The 17,978-nt window shown below is 71.8% G+C and carries 15 protein-coding genes; 7 read left to right on the top strand and 8 right to left on the bottom strand.

Annotated features, from left to right (window positions below; translation table 11 throughout):
* The first annotated feature begins 288 nt into the window (after positions 1–288).
* Both ACXJMZ_RS13875 and ACXJMZ_RS13870 read left to right on the top strand, forming a co-directional pair.
* A complete protein-coding gene (locus ACXJMZ_RS13875; RefSeq protein ID WP_457030326.1) occupies positions 289–1,458 on the top strand; it encodes an anion permease in 1,170 nt (389 codons plus the stop codon).
* A 19-nt stretch (positions 1,459–1,477) separates the two neighbouring features.
* Positions 1,478–1,726 (top strand): hypothetical protein, encoded by a 249-nt coding sequence (locus tag ACXJMZ_RS13870; protein ID WP_457030325.1) that lies wholly within the window; start codon positions 1,478–1,480, stop codon positions 1,724–1,726.
* A 64-nt stretch (positions 1,727–1,790) separates the two neighbouring features.
* Here ACXJMZ_RS13870 and ACXJMZ_RS13865 read toward each other — a convergent pair whose 3' ends face one another.
* Positions 1,791–3,344, bottom strand: coding sequence for an MDR family MFS transporter (locus ACXJMZ_RS13865; protein WP_457030324.1), 1,554 nt, complete (start codon positions 3,342–3,344; stop codon positions 1,791–1,793).
* Positions 3,345–3,427: 83 nt separating this feature from the next.
* Complete coding sequence (locus ACXJMZ_RS13860) at positions 3,428–3,901, bottom strand: MarR family winged helix-turn-helix transcriptional regulator (RefSeq protein ID WP_457030323.1); 474 nt, start codon at positions 3,899–3,901, stop codon at positions 3,428–3,430.
* 98 nt (positions 3,902–3,999) lie between these two features.
* On the opposite strand from ACXJMZ_RS13860, the gene ACXJMZ_RS13855 reads away from it, so the two are divergent.
* Complete coding sequence (locus ACXJMZ_RS13855; RefSeq protein ID WP_457030322.1) at positions 4,000–5,040, top strand: DUF3533 domain-containing protein; 1,041 nt, start codon at positions 4,000–4,002, stop codon at positions 5,038–5,040.
* Between the two features lie 153 nt (positions 5,041–5,193).
* Here ACXJMZ_RS13855 and ACXJMZ_RS13850 read toward each other — a convergent pair whose 3' ends face one another.
* Both ACXJMZ_RS13850 and xylB read right to left on the bottom strand, forming a co-directional pair.
* Positions 5,194–6,363, bottom strand: coding sequence for an ROK family protein (locus ACXJMZ_RS13850; protein WP_457030355.1), 1,170 nt, complete (start codon positions 6,361–6,363; stop codon positions 5,194–5,196).
* A 91-nt stretch (positions 6,364–6,454) separates the two neighbouring features.
* Positions 6,455–7,876, bottom strand: a complete 1,422-nt coding sequence (xylB, locus tag ACXJMZ_RS13845) for a xylulokinase (protein WP_457030321.1) — start codon at positions 7,874–7,876, stop codon at positions 6,455–6,457.
* Between the two features lie 95 nt (positions 7,877–7,971).
* On the opposite strand from xylB, the gene xylA reads away from it, so the two are divergent.
* Positions 7,972–9,138 (top strand): xylose isomerase, encoded by a 1,167-nt coding sequence (xylA, locus tag ACXJMZ_RS13840; RefSeq protein ID WP_457030320.1) that lies wholly within the window; start codon positions 7,972–7,974, stop codon positions 9,136–9,138.
* A 167-nt stretch (positions 9,139–9,305) separates the two neighbouring features.
* On the opposite strand, the gene ACXJMZ_RS13835 is transcribed toward xylA, so the two are convergent.
* From ACXJMZ_RS13835 to ACXJMZ_RS13820, 4 genes are all read right to left on the bottom strand, one after another.
* Positions 9,306–9,827 carry a GtrA family protein gene (locus ACXJMZ_RS13835; RefSeq protein WP_457030319.1) on the bottom strand — a complete coding sequence of 174 codons (522 nt, stop codon included), beginning with the start codon at positions 9,825–9,827 and terminating at the stop codon, positions 9,306–9,308.
* A gap of 46 nt (positions 9,828–9,873) precedes the next feature.
* Positions 9,874–11,307: a hypothetical protein gene (locus tag ACXJMZ_RS13830; protein WP_457030318.1), complete on the bottom strand. Its 1,434-nt coding sequence runs from the start codon at positions 11,305–11,307 to the stop codon at positions 9,874–9,876.
* A 386-nt stretch (positions 11,308–11,693) separates the two neighbouring features.
* Positions 11,694–14,087, bottom strand: a complete 2,394-nt coding sequence (gene lon, locus ACXJMZ_RS13825) for an endopeptidase La (protein ID WP_457030317.1) — start codon at positions 14,085–14,087, stop codon at positions 11,694–11,696.
* Positions 14,088–14,203: 116 nt separating this feature from the next.
* Entirely contained in the window at positions 14,204–14,842 is a 639-nt protein-coding gene (locus tag ACXJMZ_RS13820; protein ID WP_457030316.1) for a rhomboid-like protein, read from the bottom strand.
* Between the two features lie 541 nt (positions 14,843–15,383).
* Here ACXJMZ_RS13820 and ACXJMZ_RS13815 point away from each other — a divergent pair.
* From ACXJMZ_RS13815 to ACXJMZ_RS13805, 3 genes are all read left to right on the top strand, one after another.
* The gene (locus ACXJMZ_RS13815) at positions 15,384–16,121 is read left to right on the top strand and encodes a response regulator transcription factor (protein WP_057227938.1); all 738 of its coding nucleotides are present in this window, start codon (positions 15,384–15,386) and stop codon (positions 16,119–16,121) included.
* An 84-nt stretch (positions 16,122–16,205) separates the two neighbouring features.
* Positions 16,206–17,420, top strand: coding sequence for a sensor histidine kinase (locus tag ACXJMZ_RS13810; protein WP_457030315.1), 1,215 nt, complete (start codon positions 16,206–16,208; stop codon positions 17,418–17,420).
* Between the two features lie 224 nt (positions 17,421–17,644).
* The coding region (locus tag ACXJMZ_RS13805) for a 2-oxoglutarate dehydrogenase E1 subunit family protein (RefSeq protein WP_457030314.1) at positions 17,645–17,978 on the top strand (334 nt) is incomplete at its 3' end.

Genomic DNA, 17,978 nt, shown 5'->3' with positions numbered 1-17,978 from the left:
CGCTCCCCCCGGCTCAAGACAGAGGGTTACCGGGCAGCCTGATGAATTCTCAGCTCCGGTTCAGGTTGGATGTGAGACAGCTCTCAACAAACCATCACCAAACCGGACCTTCCCTATCAAATCGCCTGGTCAGCGGCCCCGCCTCCATGATTCTGAAGCGTACCGGCAACCTTGGCGACACTCTCGGAACCACAGCTCCCGCCTCAGTTCACCTTCCGTTCACCAACCCTCCCTACCGTCGCCGGTGACACCAGCGTCAGTCCGACAACTACGACGATTGTTTGGGTTATGGAACACATCACGTTCCTGGTGGCCGTTGTGATCATCACGGCGCTCGCCTTCGACTTCACCAACGGCTTCCACGACACCGCCAACGCGATGGCCACCTCCATCGCCACGGGAGCCCTCCGACCGAAGGTCGCGGTCACCATCGCTGCGGTCCTCAACTTCGCCGGAGCCTTCCTTTCTGTGAAGGTCGCCACCACGATCTCCGGCGGCATCGTCAACGAGAAGGTCGGCCTCCAGCCCTCGATCATCTTCGCCGCCCTGGTCGGCGCGATCCTGTGGAACCTGCTGACCTGGCTGAGGGGTCTGCCCTCCAGCTCCTCGCACGCGCTGTACGGCGGCCTGATCGGCGCCACCGTGGTCGGGGTCGGGCTGAACGGCGTGAACTTCGGCGTCGTCGTGTCCAAGATCCTGATCCCCGCCGTGGCCTCCCCGATCGTGGCCGGCCTGGCCGCCTGGGGAGCGACCAAGCTGGCGTACCGGATCACCCGCGGCGGCCGCGAGACCACCACCAACAAGGGTTTCAAGACCGGCCAGATCTTCTCGGCCTCCCTGATCTCGCTCGCCCACGGCACCAACGACGCCCAGAAGACGATGGGCATCATCACCCTGACCCTGGTCTCGGTCGGCGCCCTGCCCAAGGGCGCACTGCCCCCCACCTGGGTCATCGTCAGCGCCGGTGCGGCGATCGCGATCGGCACCTACATGGGCGGCTGGCGGATCATCCGCTCGATGGGCAAGGGCCTCACCGACATCCAGCCCCCGCAGGGCTTCTCCTCCGAGGCCGCGGCCGCCACCGTGATCCTCACCTCGTCGCACATGGGCTACGGCCTGTCGACCACCCAGGTCTGCTCGGGCGGCATCATGGGCGCCGGCCTCGGCGGCCCGAAGGCCCAGGTGCACTGGAGCATGGCCCGCCGGATGCTCTACACCTGGGGCCTGACGCTGCCCGCCGCCGCCACCGTGGCCGGTCTGGCCGCCTTCGTCGCGGACCAGGGCACCTGGGGCGTCCTGCTGGTCGGCGCCGCGCTGGTGATCGGCTCCGGCGCGATGTGGATGCTCTCCCGCCGCCAGCCGGTGCACGCCGACAACGTCAACGACAGCGACGTCACCCCGGTCGAGGTCCCGCAGGCCCCGGTCCCCACCCCCGCCTCGACCACCGTCGCGGCCTGAGCCCGGAAGGCTTCCTCTCATGAGCATGAGCATCAAGTGGGCCGCCCTGGCCGAGACCGCCGGCGTCAGCTTCGTGGTCACCGTCGCCACCGTCACCGTCTTCGCGCTCGGCATCCTGGCCCTGTCGCGACGCGAGGCCGCCCAGGAGGCCGCCGCGACCGGCACCGCCGGAGCGGGCACCGCCAACCTCGCACTGGCCGGAGCCTCGGTCTGCTTCGCCGCCTGCGCCTCGGTGGTCGGCTACGGCCTCTTCCTGATCGCCGGCTGACGCCACGTACGTAAGCCGCTGCCCTCCCCGTCCGCCAACGGGGAGGGCAGCGGCGTCTCTGCTCTCAGTCCAGGGCGAGTTCGCGCGGCTGCTCGGCCGGGGCGTCGTCCTGGGTGGTGCGCAGTGGCACCTCGCGGATCAGCAGCACCACCAGGAAGGCCAGCAGCGCGAGCGGCGCGGCGATCAGGAAGACCGTGGCGACGCCGTGGCCGAAGGCGTCGGTGACCATCGGGACCACCTGGGCGGGCAGCGTCTTCAGGTCCGGGATGCCGCCACCGGCCGCGGCGGTCGGCAGGTGGGCGGCGGCCAGACTGTCCGTCAGGTGCCGGGTGACCTGGTGCGAGAGCAGCGCGCCGAGCGCGGAGACGCCCATCGCCCCGCCCATTGTCCGGAAGAAGGTCACCGTCGAGCTGGCAGTGCCGAGTTCGTGCCGGGGCACGGTGTTCTGCACGGCCAGCACCAGGTTCTGCATGGTCAGCCCGAGGCCGACTCCGGTGACCGCCATGGCCACCGCCAGCAGCGCGTACGGGGTGTCGTCCCTGACCGTGCCGAGCAGGGTGAAGCCGACCGCGAGCAGGCCCGTACCGGCCACCAGGTACGCCTTCCAGCGGCCGTACCGGGTGATCAGCCGGCCCGCGACGGTGGAGGAGACCGCCAGGCCGAGGATCATCGGCAGGGTGAGCAGCCCGGCCATGGTCGGCGACTCCCGCCGGGCCAGCTGGAAGTACTGGCTGAGGAAGGTGGTCGCGCCGTACATCCCGACGCCGACCAGCACGCTGGCGATCGCGGCCAGCGTCACAGTGCGGTGGCGGAACAGGTCGAGCGGGACGATCGGTTCGGCCGCCCGGCGCTCGGCGAGCACGAAGAGCACGGCCAACGCGAGTCCGCCGCCGACCATCACCGCGGTCTGCCAGGAGAGCCACGGGTAGCTGTCGCCGGCCAGTGAGATCCAGATCATCAGCAGGCTGACCGAGGCGGTGATCAGCACCGCGCCGAGGTAGTCGATCTCCACCTTGCGGCGCACCACCGGCAGCCGCAGGGTCCGCTGCAGCACCACGATGGCGACCAGCGAGAACGGGATGCCGAGGTAGAAGCACCACCGCCAGCCGAGCCAGCTGGTGTCCACCACCACCCCGCCGATCAGCGGCCCGCCGATGGTGGCCAGCGCGAAGACCGCCCCGAAGTAGCCGCTGTACCGGCCGCGTTCGCGCGGCGGCACCATCGCGGCCAGGCAGATCTGGGCCAGCGCGGTGACGCCGCCCGCCCCGATGCCCTGGAGCACCCGGCAGGCGATCAGCTGGCCGGTGTTCTGGGAGAGCCCGGCCAGCGCGGAGGAGACGATGTAGATCACCAGGGCGATCTGCACCAGCAGCTTCTTGCTGACCAGGTCCGAGAGCTTGCCCCAGATCGGGGTGGCCGCAGTGAGCGAGAGCAGCGCGGCGGTGACCACCCAGGTGTACGCGGTCTGGCCGCCGTGCAGGTCGGTCAGGATGTGCGGCAGCGCGTTGGCGACGACGGTCGAGGAGAGCACCGCCACGAAGAGGCCGAGCAGCAGCCCGGAGAGGGCTTCGAGGACCTGACGGTGGGTCATCGGGGCGGGGTCTGAAGTTGTGGTCATGCGGGTCCTTCGGCCTGGATTTTTGTTGCCTTCAGCAACCATAGGACGAGATGGTTGACATAGGCAACAATCAGGGCGAGACCTCAGCTCGGCTTGGGTTCACCGATCGCGTCGTTGAACCGCTGGAGAAGATCGGCGAGTTGGGCCACGTCGGCGCTGTCCCAGCTGCCCAGCATGTCCCGGAACCGGCCCAGCCGACCGCTCCGGGCGGCCAGGTAGCGGGCCTCGCCGTCCGGGGTGAGCGAGACCAGCGAGGAGCGCCGGTCCAGCGGATCGGTCTCCCGGGTGACCAGCTCCAGCTCCTCCAGCACCTTCACCTGCCGGCTGATGGTGGCCTTGCCCACCCCGAAGTGCAGGCCGATGTCGGTCAGCCGGACCTGTCCGCGCTCCTGGATGAAGCCGAGCATGCTGTACGCCACGCCCTCCAGCGCCGGGTGCACCTGCCGGGACATCTCGGCCGCCCGCGCCCGCCCGCGCCGGAACAGCACCGAGACCTCGCGCTCCACGGCGATCAACGCCTGCTCGGCGGTCCGGTGGTCAGCTGCCCGCTCAGTCATGGCGCCAGTATCCCGCAGCCGAGCCTCCGGTGATCGACAACTGTTTCATGATATGAAGTATCCATTTTGCCCTTGTTTGTGTTCTAAGGAGAGCTTCGATGGCCGACCCGGGCCGCCAGGGATTCCTCGCGGAACTCAAGGACGCGGTCACCCCGCGCGCCGCCCTGTTGGTGATCGCGGTGCTGCTGCTGCAGCTCGGGTTCATCACCTCGTACGTGGGCGCCCTGCACCACCCGACCCCGCACGAGCTGTCGATCGCCGTGGTCGCCCCACCCCAGGTGAGCCCCAAGCTGGTCGGCGCCCTGGAGTCCGTACCGGACGACGCGGTCCGCGCCACCACCGCGACCGACCGCGAGGACGCCGTCGCCAGGATCAAGGACCAGAAGATCTACGCCGCCTGGCTGTTCGACCCGACGGGCACCCAGGACACCCTGCTGGTCGCCGACGCCCGTGGCCCGGCCGCCGCGACGGCCGCCGAGACCATCGTCACCGCCGTCGACAAGAGCCAGGGGCGGACGGTCGTGGTCGAGGACGTCGTACCGCTCGCGAAGGGCGACGCGGAGGGCCTGTCCTCCTTCTATCTGGTGGTCGGCTGGTGCGTCGGCGGCTACCTGGTCGCCTCTATCCTCGGCATCAGCGCGGGCTCCCGGCCCGCCAACCCGAGCCGCGCCGTGATCCGGCTCGGCGCGCTGGCGCTCTACTCCGTCGCGGCGGGGATCGGCGGCACGATCATCATCGGTCCCGTCCTGGGCGCGCTGCCCGGTTCCAGCTGGGGGCTGATCGGACTCGGCAGTCTGGTGGTGTTCGCGGTCGGGGCGACCACCATGGCGTTGCAGTGCCTCTTCGACGTGGTCGGGATCGGGCTGGCGGTGCTGATCTTCGTGGTGCTCGGCAACCCGAGTGCGGGCGGAGTGTTCCCGCCGCCGATGATGCCCGCGTTCTGGCGGGCGATCGGCTCCTGGATCCCGAACGGGGCCGGCACCGAAGTGGCCCGCTCCATCGCGTACTTCGGGGCGACCAACATCCTGGTCCCACTGCTCGTACTGGCCGTCTGGGCGGTCATCGGCGTGGGCGTCACCATGGCAGCGGTGATCCGGCGGCCCCGCTACGGGCGCGAGCACGTTTCAACACACGGCTGAGTTGCACCAGGGGCTCGGGGAACTGCGAGGAGATCTGGCGCCGGGGTCACAGGCAAAGTGCCCGGCCAGTTACGCACGAGTGACCCTTTTCGAGGCTGGCGTCGCAGTTCCCCGAGCCCCTGACCGTAGATGCCCGAGCCCCTGCCAAAAGGCTCAGGCGCCCGCGTAAGCGCCCGGGTCGGCGATGATGCGGCGGACCACGCCGACTGCGGCGCCGAGCAGCGGGCCCCGGCGGCCGAGCGGGGAGACGGAGAGCCAACTCTCGTCCCAGGGGCGGACGGTGACCCGGGCGGTGAGTTCGGCTCGCATGCTGGGGAGCAGCCAGTCGCCCAGCTCGGCGTAGCCGCCACCGAGCACCACGGCCTGCGGGTCGAGCAGGTTCACCGCCCCCGCCACCGCGATGCCGAGCGCCGATCCGGCGCCCGCCAGGGCGGCCAGCACCTCCGGATCCCCGGCGGCCGCCCGTTCGGCGAGCAGGGCGACCCAGTCGCCCCGGATGCCCTCCAGGCCGGCCGCCCGCAGGACGGCGGTCTCGCCGGCGTACTGCTCCAGGCAGCCCCGGGAGCCGCAGGCGCAGGGCGGGCCGTCCGGCCAGACCGTCAGGTGGCCCAGTTCGCCCGCGAAGCCCCGGGCGCCGCGCAGCAGTTGACCGCCGATCACGATCGCCGAGCCGATCCCGGCCTCGGCCGAGAGGTGGCAGAAGTCGTCGGGGCGACCCGCCAGCCAGAGTTCGGCCAGGCCGCCCAGGTTGGCCTCGTTGTCGACGCCGATCGGCAGGGCCGCCAACTCGGCGGCCCCGGCTGCCCGGAGTGCGGAGCGCAGTTCGGCGGCGGCGGGCACATCGCTCCACCCCAGGTTGGCCGCGCCCGCGATCACCCCGCTCGCCGCACCGACCAGCCCGGGCACGGCCAGCGTGAGTCCGGCGGGCCGCAGTCCGGCCTCGGTGGCGGCCCGGCGGATCAGTTCGGCCAGGTCGGCCAGCACGGCGGCCGGGGTACGGCCCCGGTTGCCGATCTCCAGCCGGTGCCAACTCCGCACCTCGCCACGGAGATCGACCACGCACGCGGCCAGGTGCTCGACCCCGATCTCGCCGCCGATCCCGGCCGGCCCGTCCGGACTGAGCGTCAGCTCGCTGCCGGGCCGCCCGACCCGGCCGTTCGGCGCGGTGGGCCCGGCCTCGGCCAGCAGCCCGGCCGCCAACAGCTCCTCGACCAACGAGGAGACCGCCGCCCTGGTCAGCCCGGTGGCACCGGCCACCGCCGCGCGGGAGCACGGCCCGGCCGCGATCTCCCCGAGCACCAGGGCCAGGTTGGCCCAGCGCATCCCCTGCTGACTCGCCGGTCCGGCCCGCACCGGCCCACCTCCTGTTCGTGCTGGCCCCGTGCCAGTTCCGGCAGCGTAACGGCCCGTACGCTCACGCCCCGAGCAACCCCCCGGCGGCCGCCAAGGTCGCACCGATCCGGTCCAGCGTGGCCTGGTCCCGCGGGACGGGGTCGAGGACCGGGCCGGCCGAGGTCCGCCAGCGGCGGGCGACGGCGGCCGGCTCCTCGCCGGTCAGCAGGGCGGCGGCCTGGGCGGCGGCGCCGAGCGCCACCAGCTCGGTGGCGGCCGGGAGTTGGACCGGCCGGCCGGAGAGGCGGCGGACGGTCTGCTGCCAGGCCCGGCCCCGGGCGCCGCCGCCGATCAGCAACAGGGGCGCGTCGGAGGGCGGTTCGGCCCCGGCCGCCAGGACCTGGTCGAGCGCGGTCAGCAGGGCGTACGCGGCGCCGTCGTACCCGGCCTGGAGCAGCTGGCCGGCGGTGGTGTCGTGGCGAAGGCCGTGCAACAGGCCGGAGGCGTACGGGAGATCGGGCGTGCGCTCACCGTCCAGGAACGGCAGGACGACGGCGCTGCCGCCGGGTTCGACGGCCTCCCGGTCCCGGCCGAGCAGGGTGGCCAGGCGGTCCACGGCCAGGGTGCAGTTGAGCGTGCAGGCGAGCGGCAGCCAGTGGGCGCCGTCCGCCGCCGCGAACCCCGCAACCACACCGGTCGGGTCGGCGGGGCGGCCCCGGGTGAGCGCATAGGCGGTCCCGGAGGTCCCGAGCGAGACCACCGGCTGACCGGGCATCAGCCCAAGTCCCACCGCGGCCGCCGCATTGTCCCCGGCCCCGACCGCCACCGACGTCCCCGTCCGAAGGCCCGCCAGGGACCTCGGGATCTCCGCGCCGTTCGCCGCCTCCTTGAACAGTGCGGCCGGGGGCAGGAACTCGACCGGCAGCCCGACGAGTTCGAGGATCTCGGCCTCGTACCCCGACGGCCCCCACCACCCCGTCCCCGAGGCGTCCGAAGGCTCCGAGACAGCCTGCCCCGTGAGCCGTTCCGTGAGGTACTCGTGCGGCAGCCGTACCGCAGCGACCCGAGCGGTCGGCCCCTGAGCGCGCAGCCAGGCCCACTTGGCGACCGTGAAGGAGGCACCCGGCACACTGCCGACCCGCCGGGCCCACTCCTCCCGCCCCAACTCCCGGACCAGCGCGGCCGCTTCGGGAGCCGACCGGGTGTCGTTCCAGAGCAGCGCGGGGTGTACCGCGGAGCCCGCCGCGTCGAGAGCGACCAGCCCGTGCTGCTGGCCCGCCACCGAGACGGCGTCGGCCCGGCCCGCCTGGCCGGTTGCGGCCACCGCCGCGCACAGGGCCTGCCACCACTGCTCCGGGTCGCTCTCCCGAGCGCCGCCGGTGCCCTGAACGCTGTGCGGGGCCCGGCCCTCGCCCAGCACCTCACCGGTCCCGACATCCACGGCCAGCGCCTTGGTCGCCTGGGTGGAGCTGTCGATTCCGATCACGATCTGCCGTGCCGCCATGCCGCCCGCCCTTCTTCGTCCTCCGCCGCCTCTTCCCGACGGCGCGCCCGGATACTAGTTTGTTTTCTGCCATGACGAATAGAGGAGAGGCCGCCTTGAGCACCCTGACCCCCACCCCCTCGGACAAGTTCACCTTCGGTCTGTGGACCGTCGGCTGGCAGGGCCGCGACCCGTTCGGCGACGCCACCCGCCCGGCCCTGGACCCGGTGGAGACCGTCCACCGCCTGGCCGAACTGGGCGCGTACGGCGTGACCTTCCACGACGACGACCTGATCCCGTTCGGTGCGGCCGAGGGCGAGCGGGACACGGCGGTGAAGCGGTTCCGGCAGGCGCTGGACGCCACCGGGCTGAAGGTCCCGATGGCCACCACCAACCTGTTCTCGCACCCGGTCTTCAAGGACGGCGCGTTCACCGCCAACGACCGCGACGTGCGCCGGTACGCGCTGCGCAAGACCCTCCGCAACATCGACCTCGCGGCCGAGCTCGGCGCCACCACCTATGTCGCCTGGGGCGGCCGGGAGGGCTCCGAGCACGGCGCAGCCAAGGACGTCCGGGTCGCGCTGGACCGGCTGAAGGAGGCGTTCGACCTGCTCGGCGAGTACGTCACCGAGCAGGGGTACGACATTCGGTTCGCGATCGAGCCCAAGCCGAACGAGCCGCGCGGCGACATCCTGCTGCCCACCATCGGCCACGCGCTGGCCTTCATCAACGAGCTGGAGTACGCGGACCGCGTCGGCCTCAACCCGGAGGTCGGCCACGAGCAGATGGCCGGGCTGAACTTCCCCCACGGCATCGCCCAGGCGCTGTGGCACGGCAAGCTCTTCCACATCGACCTGAACGGCCAGTCCGGCATCAAGTACGACCAGGACCTGCGCTTCGGCGCGGGCGACCTGCGCCAGGCGTTCTGGCTGGTGGACCTGCTGGAGAGCGCGGGCTACGACGGCCCCCGGCACTTCGACTTCAAGCCGCCGCGCACCGAGGACTTCGACGGTGTCTGGGTCTCCGCCGCCGCCTGCATGCGCAACTACCTGGCGCTCAAGCAGAAGGCGCTGGCCTTCCGGTCCGACCCCGCCGTCCGGGCCGCCCTGACCGCCTCCCGGCTGGACCAGCTGGCCCGGCCGACCGCCGAGGACGGCCTGGCCGGACTGCTCGCCGACCGGGCCGCCTTCGAGGACTTCGACCCGGTGGCGGCGGGCCGCCGGGGCATGGGCTTCGAGCTGCTCGACCAGCTCGCGCTGGACCACCTGATGGGGTCTGTCTGACCATTCGCGTCGGATCAGGCCGGGTCGTTCGGTGCGTGCGATCGGCGTGCGGCCGGGGCGCCCTCAGCGGAGCTACTTGGGTGTTTCGGCCGTGCGTCGAGCGTGCGTGCCGGGCGGGCCGGACCCGACGGGAATGGTCAGACAGACCCCATGACTCTGACCTCCCGTCACCGGCCGGCCTCCGCCCGGGGCCGGCCGGTGGGCAGCAGATCGGCCCGGTGGGTGAAGACCCACCGGTTCATCGCCCAGTACCGGAACAGCATCGCCAGGAACGTCCCGACGATCATCCCGCTGAAGAAGTCGGCAGCCTCCTCGGCGAACGCGGTGACATGCGGCTCCCGCAGGTCCAGCAGATAGCGGGAGACCACCAGCGGCGCATCGTTCACCAGCACGGCCAGCCCGCTGACCACCAGGTACAGCACCGCCTCACGCTGCCGCCCGTGCGCCCGGAACGACCACTGCCGGTTCAGCACGTACGAGACCGCCGTCGCCACCACGGTCGCGACGGTCAGCGCGACCACCGGCTTCGCCGCGAGGACGGTGTGCCGCAGCCCGAAGTTGAGGACCGTCGTGAGCAGGAAACACGTCCCGCCCACCAGCAGGAACTTCACCAGCTTGCGGTGCCGGACCAGGAACGGCCGGAGCCGATGCGGGACTCGGGACAGCACCCGTTGAGTAGGTGACGGCATTTCGGCAGTTTCGCACGGGTATATCCGATTCGGCTCCCGACAGACCCTAGCCCGCCGTGATCCGCAGCACGCCCGTCGTGGTGCCCTGCAGCACCACCCGCCCCGGCGCGATACTGCCCACCATCTGCAGCGTGTCGAAGATGAAGCCGGCCCCGAGATAGGCCGTCCGCACCGTCCGGCCGGTGGCCGGGTCGATCTCGGCGTACGAGTACGGGTCCACCGCCGAGGTGCTGTCGGTGCCCGGGATCACCGGGTTGCGCAGCACCGTCCGGAGCAGCCCGTCCGCGGTGGACAGCCTCGGCACCGCGGCCGACCTGGTCCGGTTGTCCCACTTCAGGTCGCAGCCCGACCCGTCCGCCCTGACGTCCACCCGGCTCAGCCCGCCCCGGTAGCTGTCCGAGGAGGGCACGCTCGGCCCCGCGTCCTCCGGCAGCTTCGGGTACGGGTAGCCGTAGGTACTGGCCACGAAGACCGCGTTCCCGACCGCCACCGGCGAGTTCTCGCTGCCGCTGCCGCCCGCCCTGAGCACCGGCACCGAGCAGACCTGCTCCCCGCTGCCGACCCGGTAGACCAGCAGGTTCACCGTGGGCGCGGCATTGTCCACCACGGTCAGGTAGTCGGTGCCGGTGCCGGGCCCGAAGAAGGTGGGGGTCGAACCGGTGCCCCAGCTCAGCTGCCCCGGCTTCCGGCCCGGGCCCCGGTCGTACGGCTGACGCCAGCTCACCTGCGGCGTGCCGTCCGCTCCGGCGGTCAGCAGGTAGGTGGCGTGCGTGGTGGCCACGGCCGTCCCCGCCGGGGCGGTGGAGATCGAGTTGGCCACCCGCTCACCGGCCGGCAGCGCGAGCGTCCGGACCAGGCCGGTCCGGTCGTCGGCGGTGCCGACCACCCCGGCACCGGTGGCGAACCAGACCCGGCCCTGCCAGTCCGGCGACAGCCCCGTGACGGCGTCCCCGTCCGGGACCGCCCCCGCGAGCGGCAGCCGGGAGTCGACGTACAGCTCCCAGCCGCCGGCGGCCGTACGCCGGTGCCCGATCCGCAGCAGCTCCCGGTTGCCGTCCACCGCGACCAGCCGGTCCCGGTGGTCCAGGTAGGCGTACACCCCGCCGAGCAACGAGCCCTTGGCCAGGGTCAGTTCGGCCACCGATTCACCGGTCGCCGGATCGAGCAGATGCACGGTCGGGGCCAGCCCGAAGATCTCCGTGCAGAGCGCGACCGGATAGCCGTCGGCCCCGACCAGCACGGTCGGGCAGGCGGAGGCCAACGCCGTCCGGTGCGAACGGATGCTGCCCGCACCCGGCCCCGGCAGCGGGGTCGCGTCGGACGAACCGGTGTCCCCGTGCATGGTGGCCGTACCGACCGGGCCCGCGAACGGGTTGGCGGGCGGCAGCGGGGCGTACGAGTCGGCGGCATGCGCCGGGGTCAGGGCGGTCAGCAGGAGGGCAGCCGTGGTGAGCACGGCAGCGCGAGTGCGCAGGCGCATGGGAGTCCCGTCGGAGGAGTGTGGACACAGAGGTGCACTCCGCCCGGCAGGACGAGAAACAGCCCGGCAAACACCCGGGCAGGAGGCACCGCGCTCAACAGGCGCGGCAACAGATCGCCGAACACGCACGGGCCAGGTCGACATCAAGTCGACGGCTCAGGTGTGCGTGACGGGTCATGACCCCATGCTCTCGCCCTGACAGCCCGTCACACAACCACCGTCTCACCAGCTGGCACGCGCTCAGCCACCAGGGGCTCGGGGAACTGCGACGCCAACCTCGTACAAGGTCACACCCGCGTGCATGGTCAGGCACTTTCGCAGTGACCCGCACGCCAGATCTCGTCGCCGTTCCCCGAGCCCCTGGTCTCCCATGGCCGAGCAGTTGCCTACGCAGCCACCAGCACCTCCGCGGGCTCCAACGCCAGCCGCAGCACCTCCCGGACATCCGCCACCGGGTGCACGGTCAGCCGCGCCAGCACCTCCGCCGGAACGTCGTCCAGGTCGGGTTCGTTGCGCTTGGGGATGATCACCGTGGTGACCCCGGCCCGGTCGGCCGCGAGCAGCTTCTGCTTCACGCCACCGATCGGCAGCACCCGCCCGGTCAGCGACACCTCACCCGTCATCGCGACATCCGTCCGCACCTTCCGGCCGGAGAGCAGCGAGGCCAGCGCGGTGGTCATGGTGATGCCCGCACTCGGCCCGTCCTTGGGCACGGCCCCGGCCGGGACGTGCAGGTGGATGCCGCGCTCCCGCAGCCCGGTCACCGGCAGCTCCAACTCCGCGCCGCGCGACCGCAGGTAGGAGAGCGCGATGTGCGCCGACTCCTTCATCACGTCACCCAGCTGCCCGGTCAGCGTCAGCCCGGTGGCACCGGTCTCCGCGTCCGCCAGCGAGGCCTCGATGTAGAGCACGTCCCCGCCGGCACCGGTCACGGCCAGCCCCGTCGCCACGCCGGGCACCGCGGTGCGGCGCTCGCCGGGCTCCTGGGCCGACTCGGGGGTGTGGTGCGGGCGCCCGATCAGCGCGCGCAGCTCGTCCGGACCGATCGCGGCGGGCAGCTCGCGCTCCCCGAGTTCGCTCTGCGCCGCGACCTTCCGCAGCACCCGGGCGATCGACCGCTCCAGGTTCCGGACGCCGGCCTCCCGGGTGTACTCCCCCGCGAGCAGCCGCAGCGCGCTCTCCTCGACCGACACCTCACCCACCGTCAGCCCGGCCCGCTCCAGCTGACGCGGCAGCAGGTGGTCCCGGGCGATGACGACCTTCTCGTCCTCGGTGTAACCGTCCAGCCGGACCAGCTCCATCCGGTCGAGCAGCGGCTCGGGGATGGACTCCAGCACGTTCGCCGTGGCGAGGAAGACCACGTCGGAGAGGTCGAGCTCGACCTCCAGGTAGTGGTCCCGGAAGGTGTGGTTCTGCGCCGGGTCGAGCACCTCGAGCAGGGCGGCCGCCGGGTCGCCCCGGTAGTCGGAGCCGACCTTGTCGATCTCGTCCAGCAGCACCACCGGGTTCATCGAACCGGCTTCCTTGATCGCCCGGACGATCCGCCCGGGGAGCGCCCCGACGTACGTCCGCCGGTGCCCGCGGATCTCCGCCTCGTCGCGGACGCCGCCGAGCGCCACCCGGACGAACTCGCGCCCCATCGCCCGCGCCACCGACTCGCCGAGCGAGGTCTTGCCCACCCCGGGCGGCCCGACCAGCGCCAGCACCGCTCCACCGCGACGTCCGCCGACCGAGCCCAAGCCCTGGTCGGCCCGCCGCTTCCGGACCGCCAGGTACTCGACGATCCGGTCCTTCACGTCGCTCAGGCCCGCATGGTCGGCGTCCAGCACCGCCCGCGCGCCCGCGATGTCGTACGCGTCCTCGGTCCGCTCGTTCCACGGCAGTTCGAGCACGGTGTCCAGCCAGGTGCGGATCCAGGAGCCCTCGGGCGACTGGTCGGAGGACCGCTCCAGCTTGTCGACCTCCTTGAGCGCCGCCTCGCGGACCTTCTCGGGCAGCTCCGCCGCCTCGACCCGGGCCCGGTAGTCGCCCTCCTCGTCGGCCGGGTCGCCGTTCAGCTCGGCCAGCTCCTTGCGGACGGCGTCCAGCTGACGGCGCAGCAGGAACTCCTTCTGCTGCTTGGCCACGCCCTCCTCGACGTCCTTGCGGATGGTGTCGTTGACCTCCTCCTCGGCCAGGTGGTCACGGAGCAGGGTGAGCGCGTACTCGAGCCGGGCCAGCTGGTCGGCCTCCAGCAGCACCTTGAGCTTCTGCTCGGCGGTGGCGAACGGGGCGTAGCCGATGTTGTCGGCGAGCTCGCCGACGCCCTCGATCTGGGCCACCCGGTCGACGATCTGCCAGGCGCCGCGCTTGCGCAGCCACTGGGTGGAGAGCGCCTTGTACTCCTTCACCAGCTCCGCGGCCCGCCCGGCCACCGGCAGCCCGGGGTCGGACTCGCGGAACGGGCTGGTCTCCACCCAGAGCGCCGCGCCGGGGCCGGTCGTCCCGGCGCCGATCCGCACCCGGCGGACGGCCCGGACCAGCGCGGCCGGGTCGCCGTCGGCCAGCCGGCCGACCTGTTCGACGGTGGCCAGCGTGCCGACGGCGGCGTACGAGCCGTCCAGCCTCGGCACCAGCAGGACCTGGGGCTTGGCCCCGGCGCCGACACCGGACCTGGCCGCCTCGACGGCGGCTCGCACCTCGGTGTCCGACAGGTCCAGCGGGACCACCATGCCGGGCAGGACCACCTCGTCGTCGAGCGGCAGCACGGGCAGAGTGAGCGGTGTGGACGTCGATGCCATGATCTCTCCCCAGTCAGTGAAGTTGAGTCGACCTGACTAAGGATTGGCGGACGCCGATTGTTCCCCACGCCCTGTTCGCTCTGAGCGATCGCCCAGGCCGGGGCCCTGACCTGCAGTCAGACCCGTGAGGGGACCAGCCGCTCGGCCAGCCGCCGCACCGGCAGACCCCGGTCGGAGCCCCCGCGCAGCCAGTGGCCGACGGCCACCCCGATCAGCAGCGCGGACGGGTGGCCGACCCGGCTGACGAGCTCGGACTCGGAGAGGAACTGATAGCCCGTCATCGCGACCGCACCGGCCAGTAGCACCGGACGCCCCCGCCCGGGAAGCACCGCCGCCAGCGCGCCCAAACTGGCCAGCACGCCGTAACTGACGCCGATGTCGACGCTGTCCAGCGCCTCGGGGCCGAGCCGGCCGGTGGAGACCGCGAGGCCGACCGCCGCCTGCGAGAGCAGGGTGGCCAGCACGTGCCCGGCGGCCAGTACGCCGATCGTGCGCCGGGCGCCGATCCGGCGCTCCAACGGCGCGACAGTGAGGGCGAAGGCCCAGAAGTACGGCATCCAGACCGGCCCGGCCACCCAGAGCCCGCTCAGCACCAGTGCCTGGACGGGATGGTCCAGCAGGTTGTGACCGTCCGAGCTGGAGAACGCCTGCAGGCGGTCGACCAGACCGGGCTCCCCGAAGCGCGCGAACAGCGTGGTGGCCAGCAGTACGCCGAGGTATCCGAGTGCGAGGGGGTTGCGGCGGGGCGTGGGCACGAATCTCCGCAACCGCGAACGGAGATCTGCCATTCCACCCACCACCCGACTCGTGCCACCATGTGACTTGTCGTGCTCACGGTACTTCGCAGTCCTGGGAGCGCTCTGTGAATCCGCTGTGAACTTGGTTCGAACCAGCACACCCCTTGGTCCGGACCATCCCTTTGCTTACGGACAAGTAGCCGTTGTGGTGAGGAGTCTGCCATCCCTTCGACGGCATACGCACCGTTACGGGCGATATTTTCGCCGGGTAAGGTATCGCCCCGTGCCTCACCCCCGGCAGGGTCGGCACCGGCCCACCGGCCGGTTGTGACCGGTTCACCTGCCGGGATGCTCGCGGTGTCCGTACGCTGCGAACAGAGCCGAGCGGTACACGGACCACACCCGTGTGCCCCTTCGGAGCCCGAGACCTCGGCGGACGGTCCGGGTGACCTCGACGGGCCTGACACAGGTCCGTCACGACGGAAACAAGACGACTACGAGCGGACCCCGCTGTCCCCACAGGCAGCCGGGCCGCAGCCCTGGGGGCGGTGGCGTGACCGTGACTGACATTCAGCAAGAGACCATCAACAGCAGCACTGCGGTGAGCACTCAGCGACGAGTGCTCGTCGTCGAGGACGAACCCACCATCGCGGAGTCCATCGCGGCCCGGCTCGGTGCCGAGGGATTCAAGGTGGCGGTGGCGCACGACGGCCCCGGCGCGGTCGACGGCTTCCACACCTGGCAGCCCGACCTGGTGGTGCTGGACGTGATGCTGCCCGGCTTCGACGGCCTGGAGGTCTGCCGTCGGATCCAGGCCCAGCGCCCGGTGCCGGTGCTGATGCTGACGGCCCGCGACGACGAGACCGACCTTTTGGTCGGCCTCGGGGTCGGTGCCGACGACTACATGACCAAGCCGTTCTCGATGCGCGAGCTCGCGGCGAGAGTGAACGTGCTGCTGCGCCGGGTCGAGCGGGCCCAGCAGGCCGCTCGTACGCCGGCTCTGGGCAGCCTGCGGTTCGGCGAGCTGGAGATCGACCACGTGCAGCGCCGGGTCCGGATCGGCAGTGGTGACGTCCACCTGACGCCGACCGAGTTCGACCTGCTGGCCTGCCTGGCCGCCCAGCCGCGTGCCGTGCTCACCCGTGAGCAGCTGCTCGCCGAGGTCTGGGACTGGACCGACGCGTCCGGCACCCGCACGGTGGACAGCCACGTGAAGGCGCTGCGCCGGAAGATCGGCGCCAGTTGGATCCGCACCGTCCACGGCGTCGGGTACGCCCTGGAAGCACCGCTCTCCTAGTCGAGTACGAAGCCGGGCCTCCGGGGGGCCCACGCTTCGTCAGCTCGGCCGGCGAGTCTCGCGGGGGGACGACGCAGAGGCGACATGACCTTTCCACAGCAACGCAACGGCACCTCACGAGGTGCGGTCGATCCGGCCCGCCGCGGCCTGCTCAGCCGGGCCGGCAGTCGGCTCTGGGCCGACATCAGACCACTGGACCCGGTCCGGTCGATCAAGGGCAAGCTGACCCTGCTGGTGATCGTCTCGGTCTTCCTGGCCAGCCTGATGGTGGTGGTCGCGATCCGGTCCGAGACCCAGATCCGGATCATCATGATCTTCTCGATGATCGCCTCCCTGCTCTTCATGCAGTTCCTCGCCCACGGCCTGACCGCGCCACTGCGCGACATGACCGCCGCGGCCCGGGCGATGGCCGAGGGCGACTACAGCAGCCGGGTCGACGTCAACTCCCGCGACGAGATCGGCGAGCTGGCCGCCACCTTCAACAAGATGGCCGGCGACCTGGAGGCCGCCGACCGGCACCGCCGAGAGCTGATCGCCAACGTCTCGCACGAACTGCGGACGCCGATCGCCGCCCTGCGCGCCGTCCTGGAGAACGTCGTGGACGGCGTGGTCCAGCCCGACCCGAGGACCCTCGGCGCCGCGCTGGAGCAGACCGAGCGGCTCGGCCGCCTGGTCAGCCACCTGCTCGACCTGTCCAAGCTGGACGACGGCGTGGTGCCGCTGGACGCCCGCCTCTTCGAGGTCAGGCCGTTCCTGGACGGCGTGCTGCGCGGCCTCACCGTGGACGGCGCGACGGCCGGCGGCGCGTACGGGCGCCGGGAGGACGTACGGCTGGCTCTGGAGGTCCGCCCGCCCGCGCTGGCCGCCGTGGCGGACCCGGAGCGGCTGCACCAAGTGGTGGCCAACCTGGTCGACAACGCCTGCAAGCACTCCCCCACCGGTGGCACGGTGACGGTCCGGGCGACGGCCGGCGAGGACCCGGGCGCCCTGCTGCTGGAGGTGGAGGACCAGGGCCCCGGCATCCCGGAGCAGGACCGCGGGCGGGTCTTCGAGCGGTTCGGCCGCAGCGGCACCGCCACCGCGCTGGGCCCGGGCAGCGACGGCGGCACCGGCCTCGGCCTGGCCATCGCCCGCTGGGCGGTCGATCTGCACGGCGGCCGGATCGGGGTGGCCGAGACCGCCAGGGGCTGCCGGATCGTGGTCGCGCTGCCCGGCGGGGTACCGTCCGAGCAGGAGTTGTCACCGAACTGGGACATTCCCGCGGCGGGGGCTCCAGCAGATCCGGCGCGCCTGCACTGACCTGCGGTAATGTCCTTACTTGAGGGGATTTCCACCGTTCTGGGAGGCGATCGCTTCCCCGCCGTTGGAACTTTCTAACGCACAGTTTCGGCCAAATTACGGGTCTGCACTGTGATCTGGGCGACGCCTGGCCCAGGGGGACTGCGCGATCAGTGATCGTAGGCGTAGCCTTAATCCCCGCTGTCCACCATCCCAAAAGGAAGCGGAAGAGGGCGGTTTGCCCCGTGTCGCCACACCCTGAAACCCCCGTCAGCTCGGCAAGTACCACTGGCTTCGGCCCCAACGAGTGGCTCGTCGACGAGATCTACCAGCAGTACCTCCAGGACCCGAACTCGGTTGACCGAGCCTGGTGGGACTTTTTCGCCGACTACAAGCCCGGTACCGAGGTGACTCCAGTGACCCAGGCCGCGACCCAGGTCGGCCCCACGCCGACCGCCGTTGCCGCCCCTGCCCCTGCCCCTGCTGCTGTTCAGGCGGCGCCCGCCCCCGCTGCACCGGCTGCTGCCCCCGTGGCCGCACCGGTCGCCGCGCCGGCGCCCGCGCCACTGGCCGCAGCTC

This window comes from Kitasatospora sp. P5_F3 (genome assembly GCF_054049135.1).
This window is presented reverse-complemented; position numbering and strand designations above follow the sequence as displayed.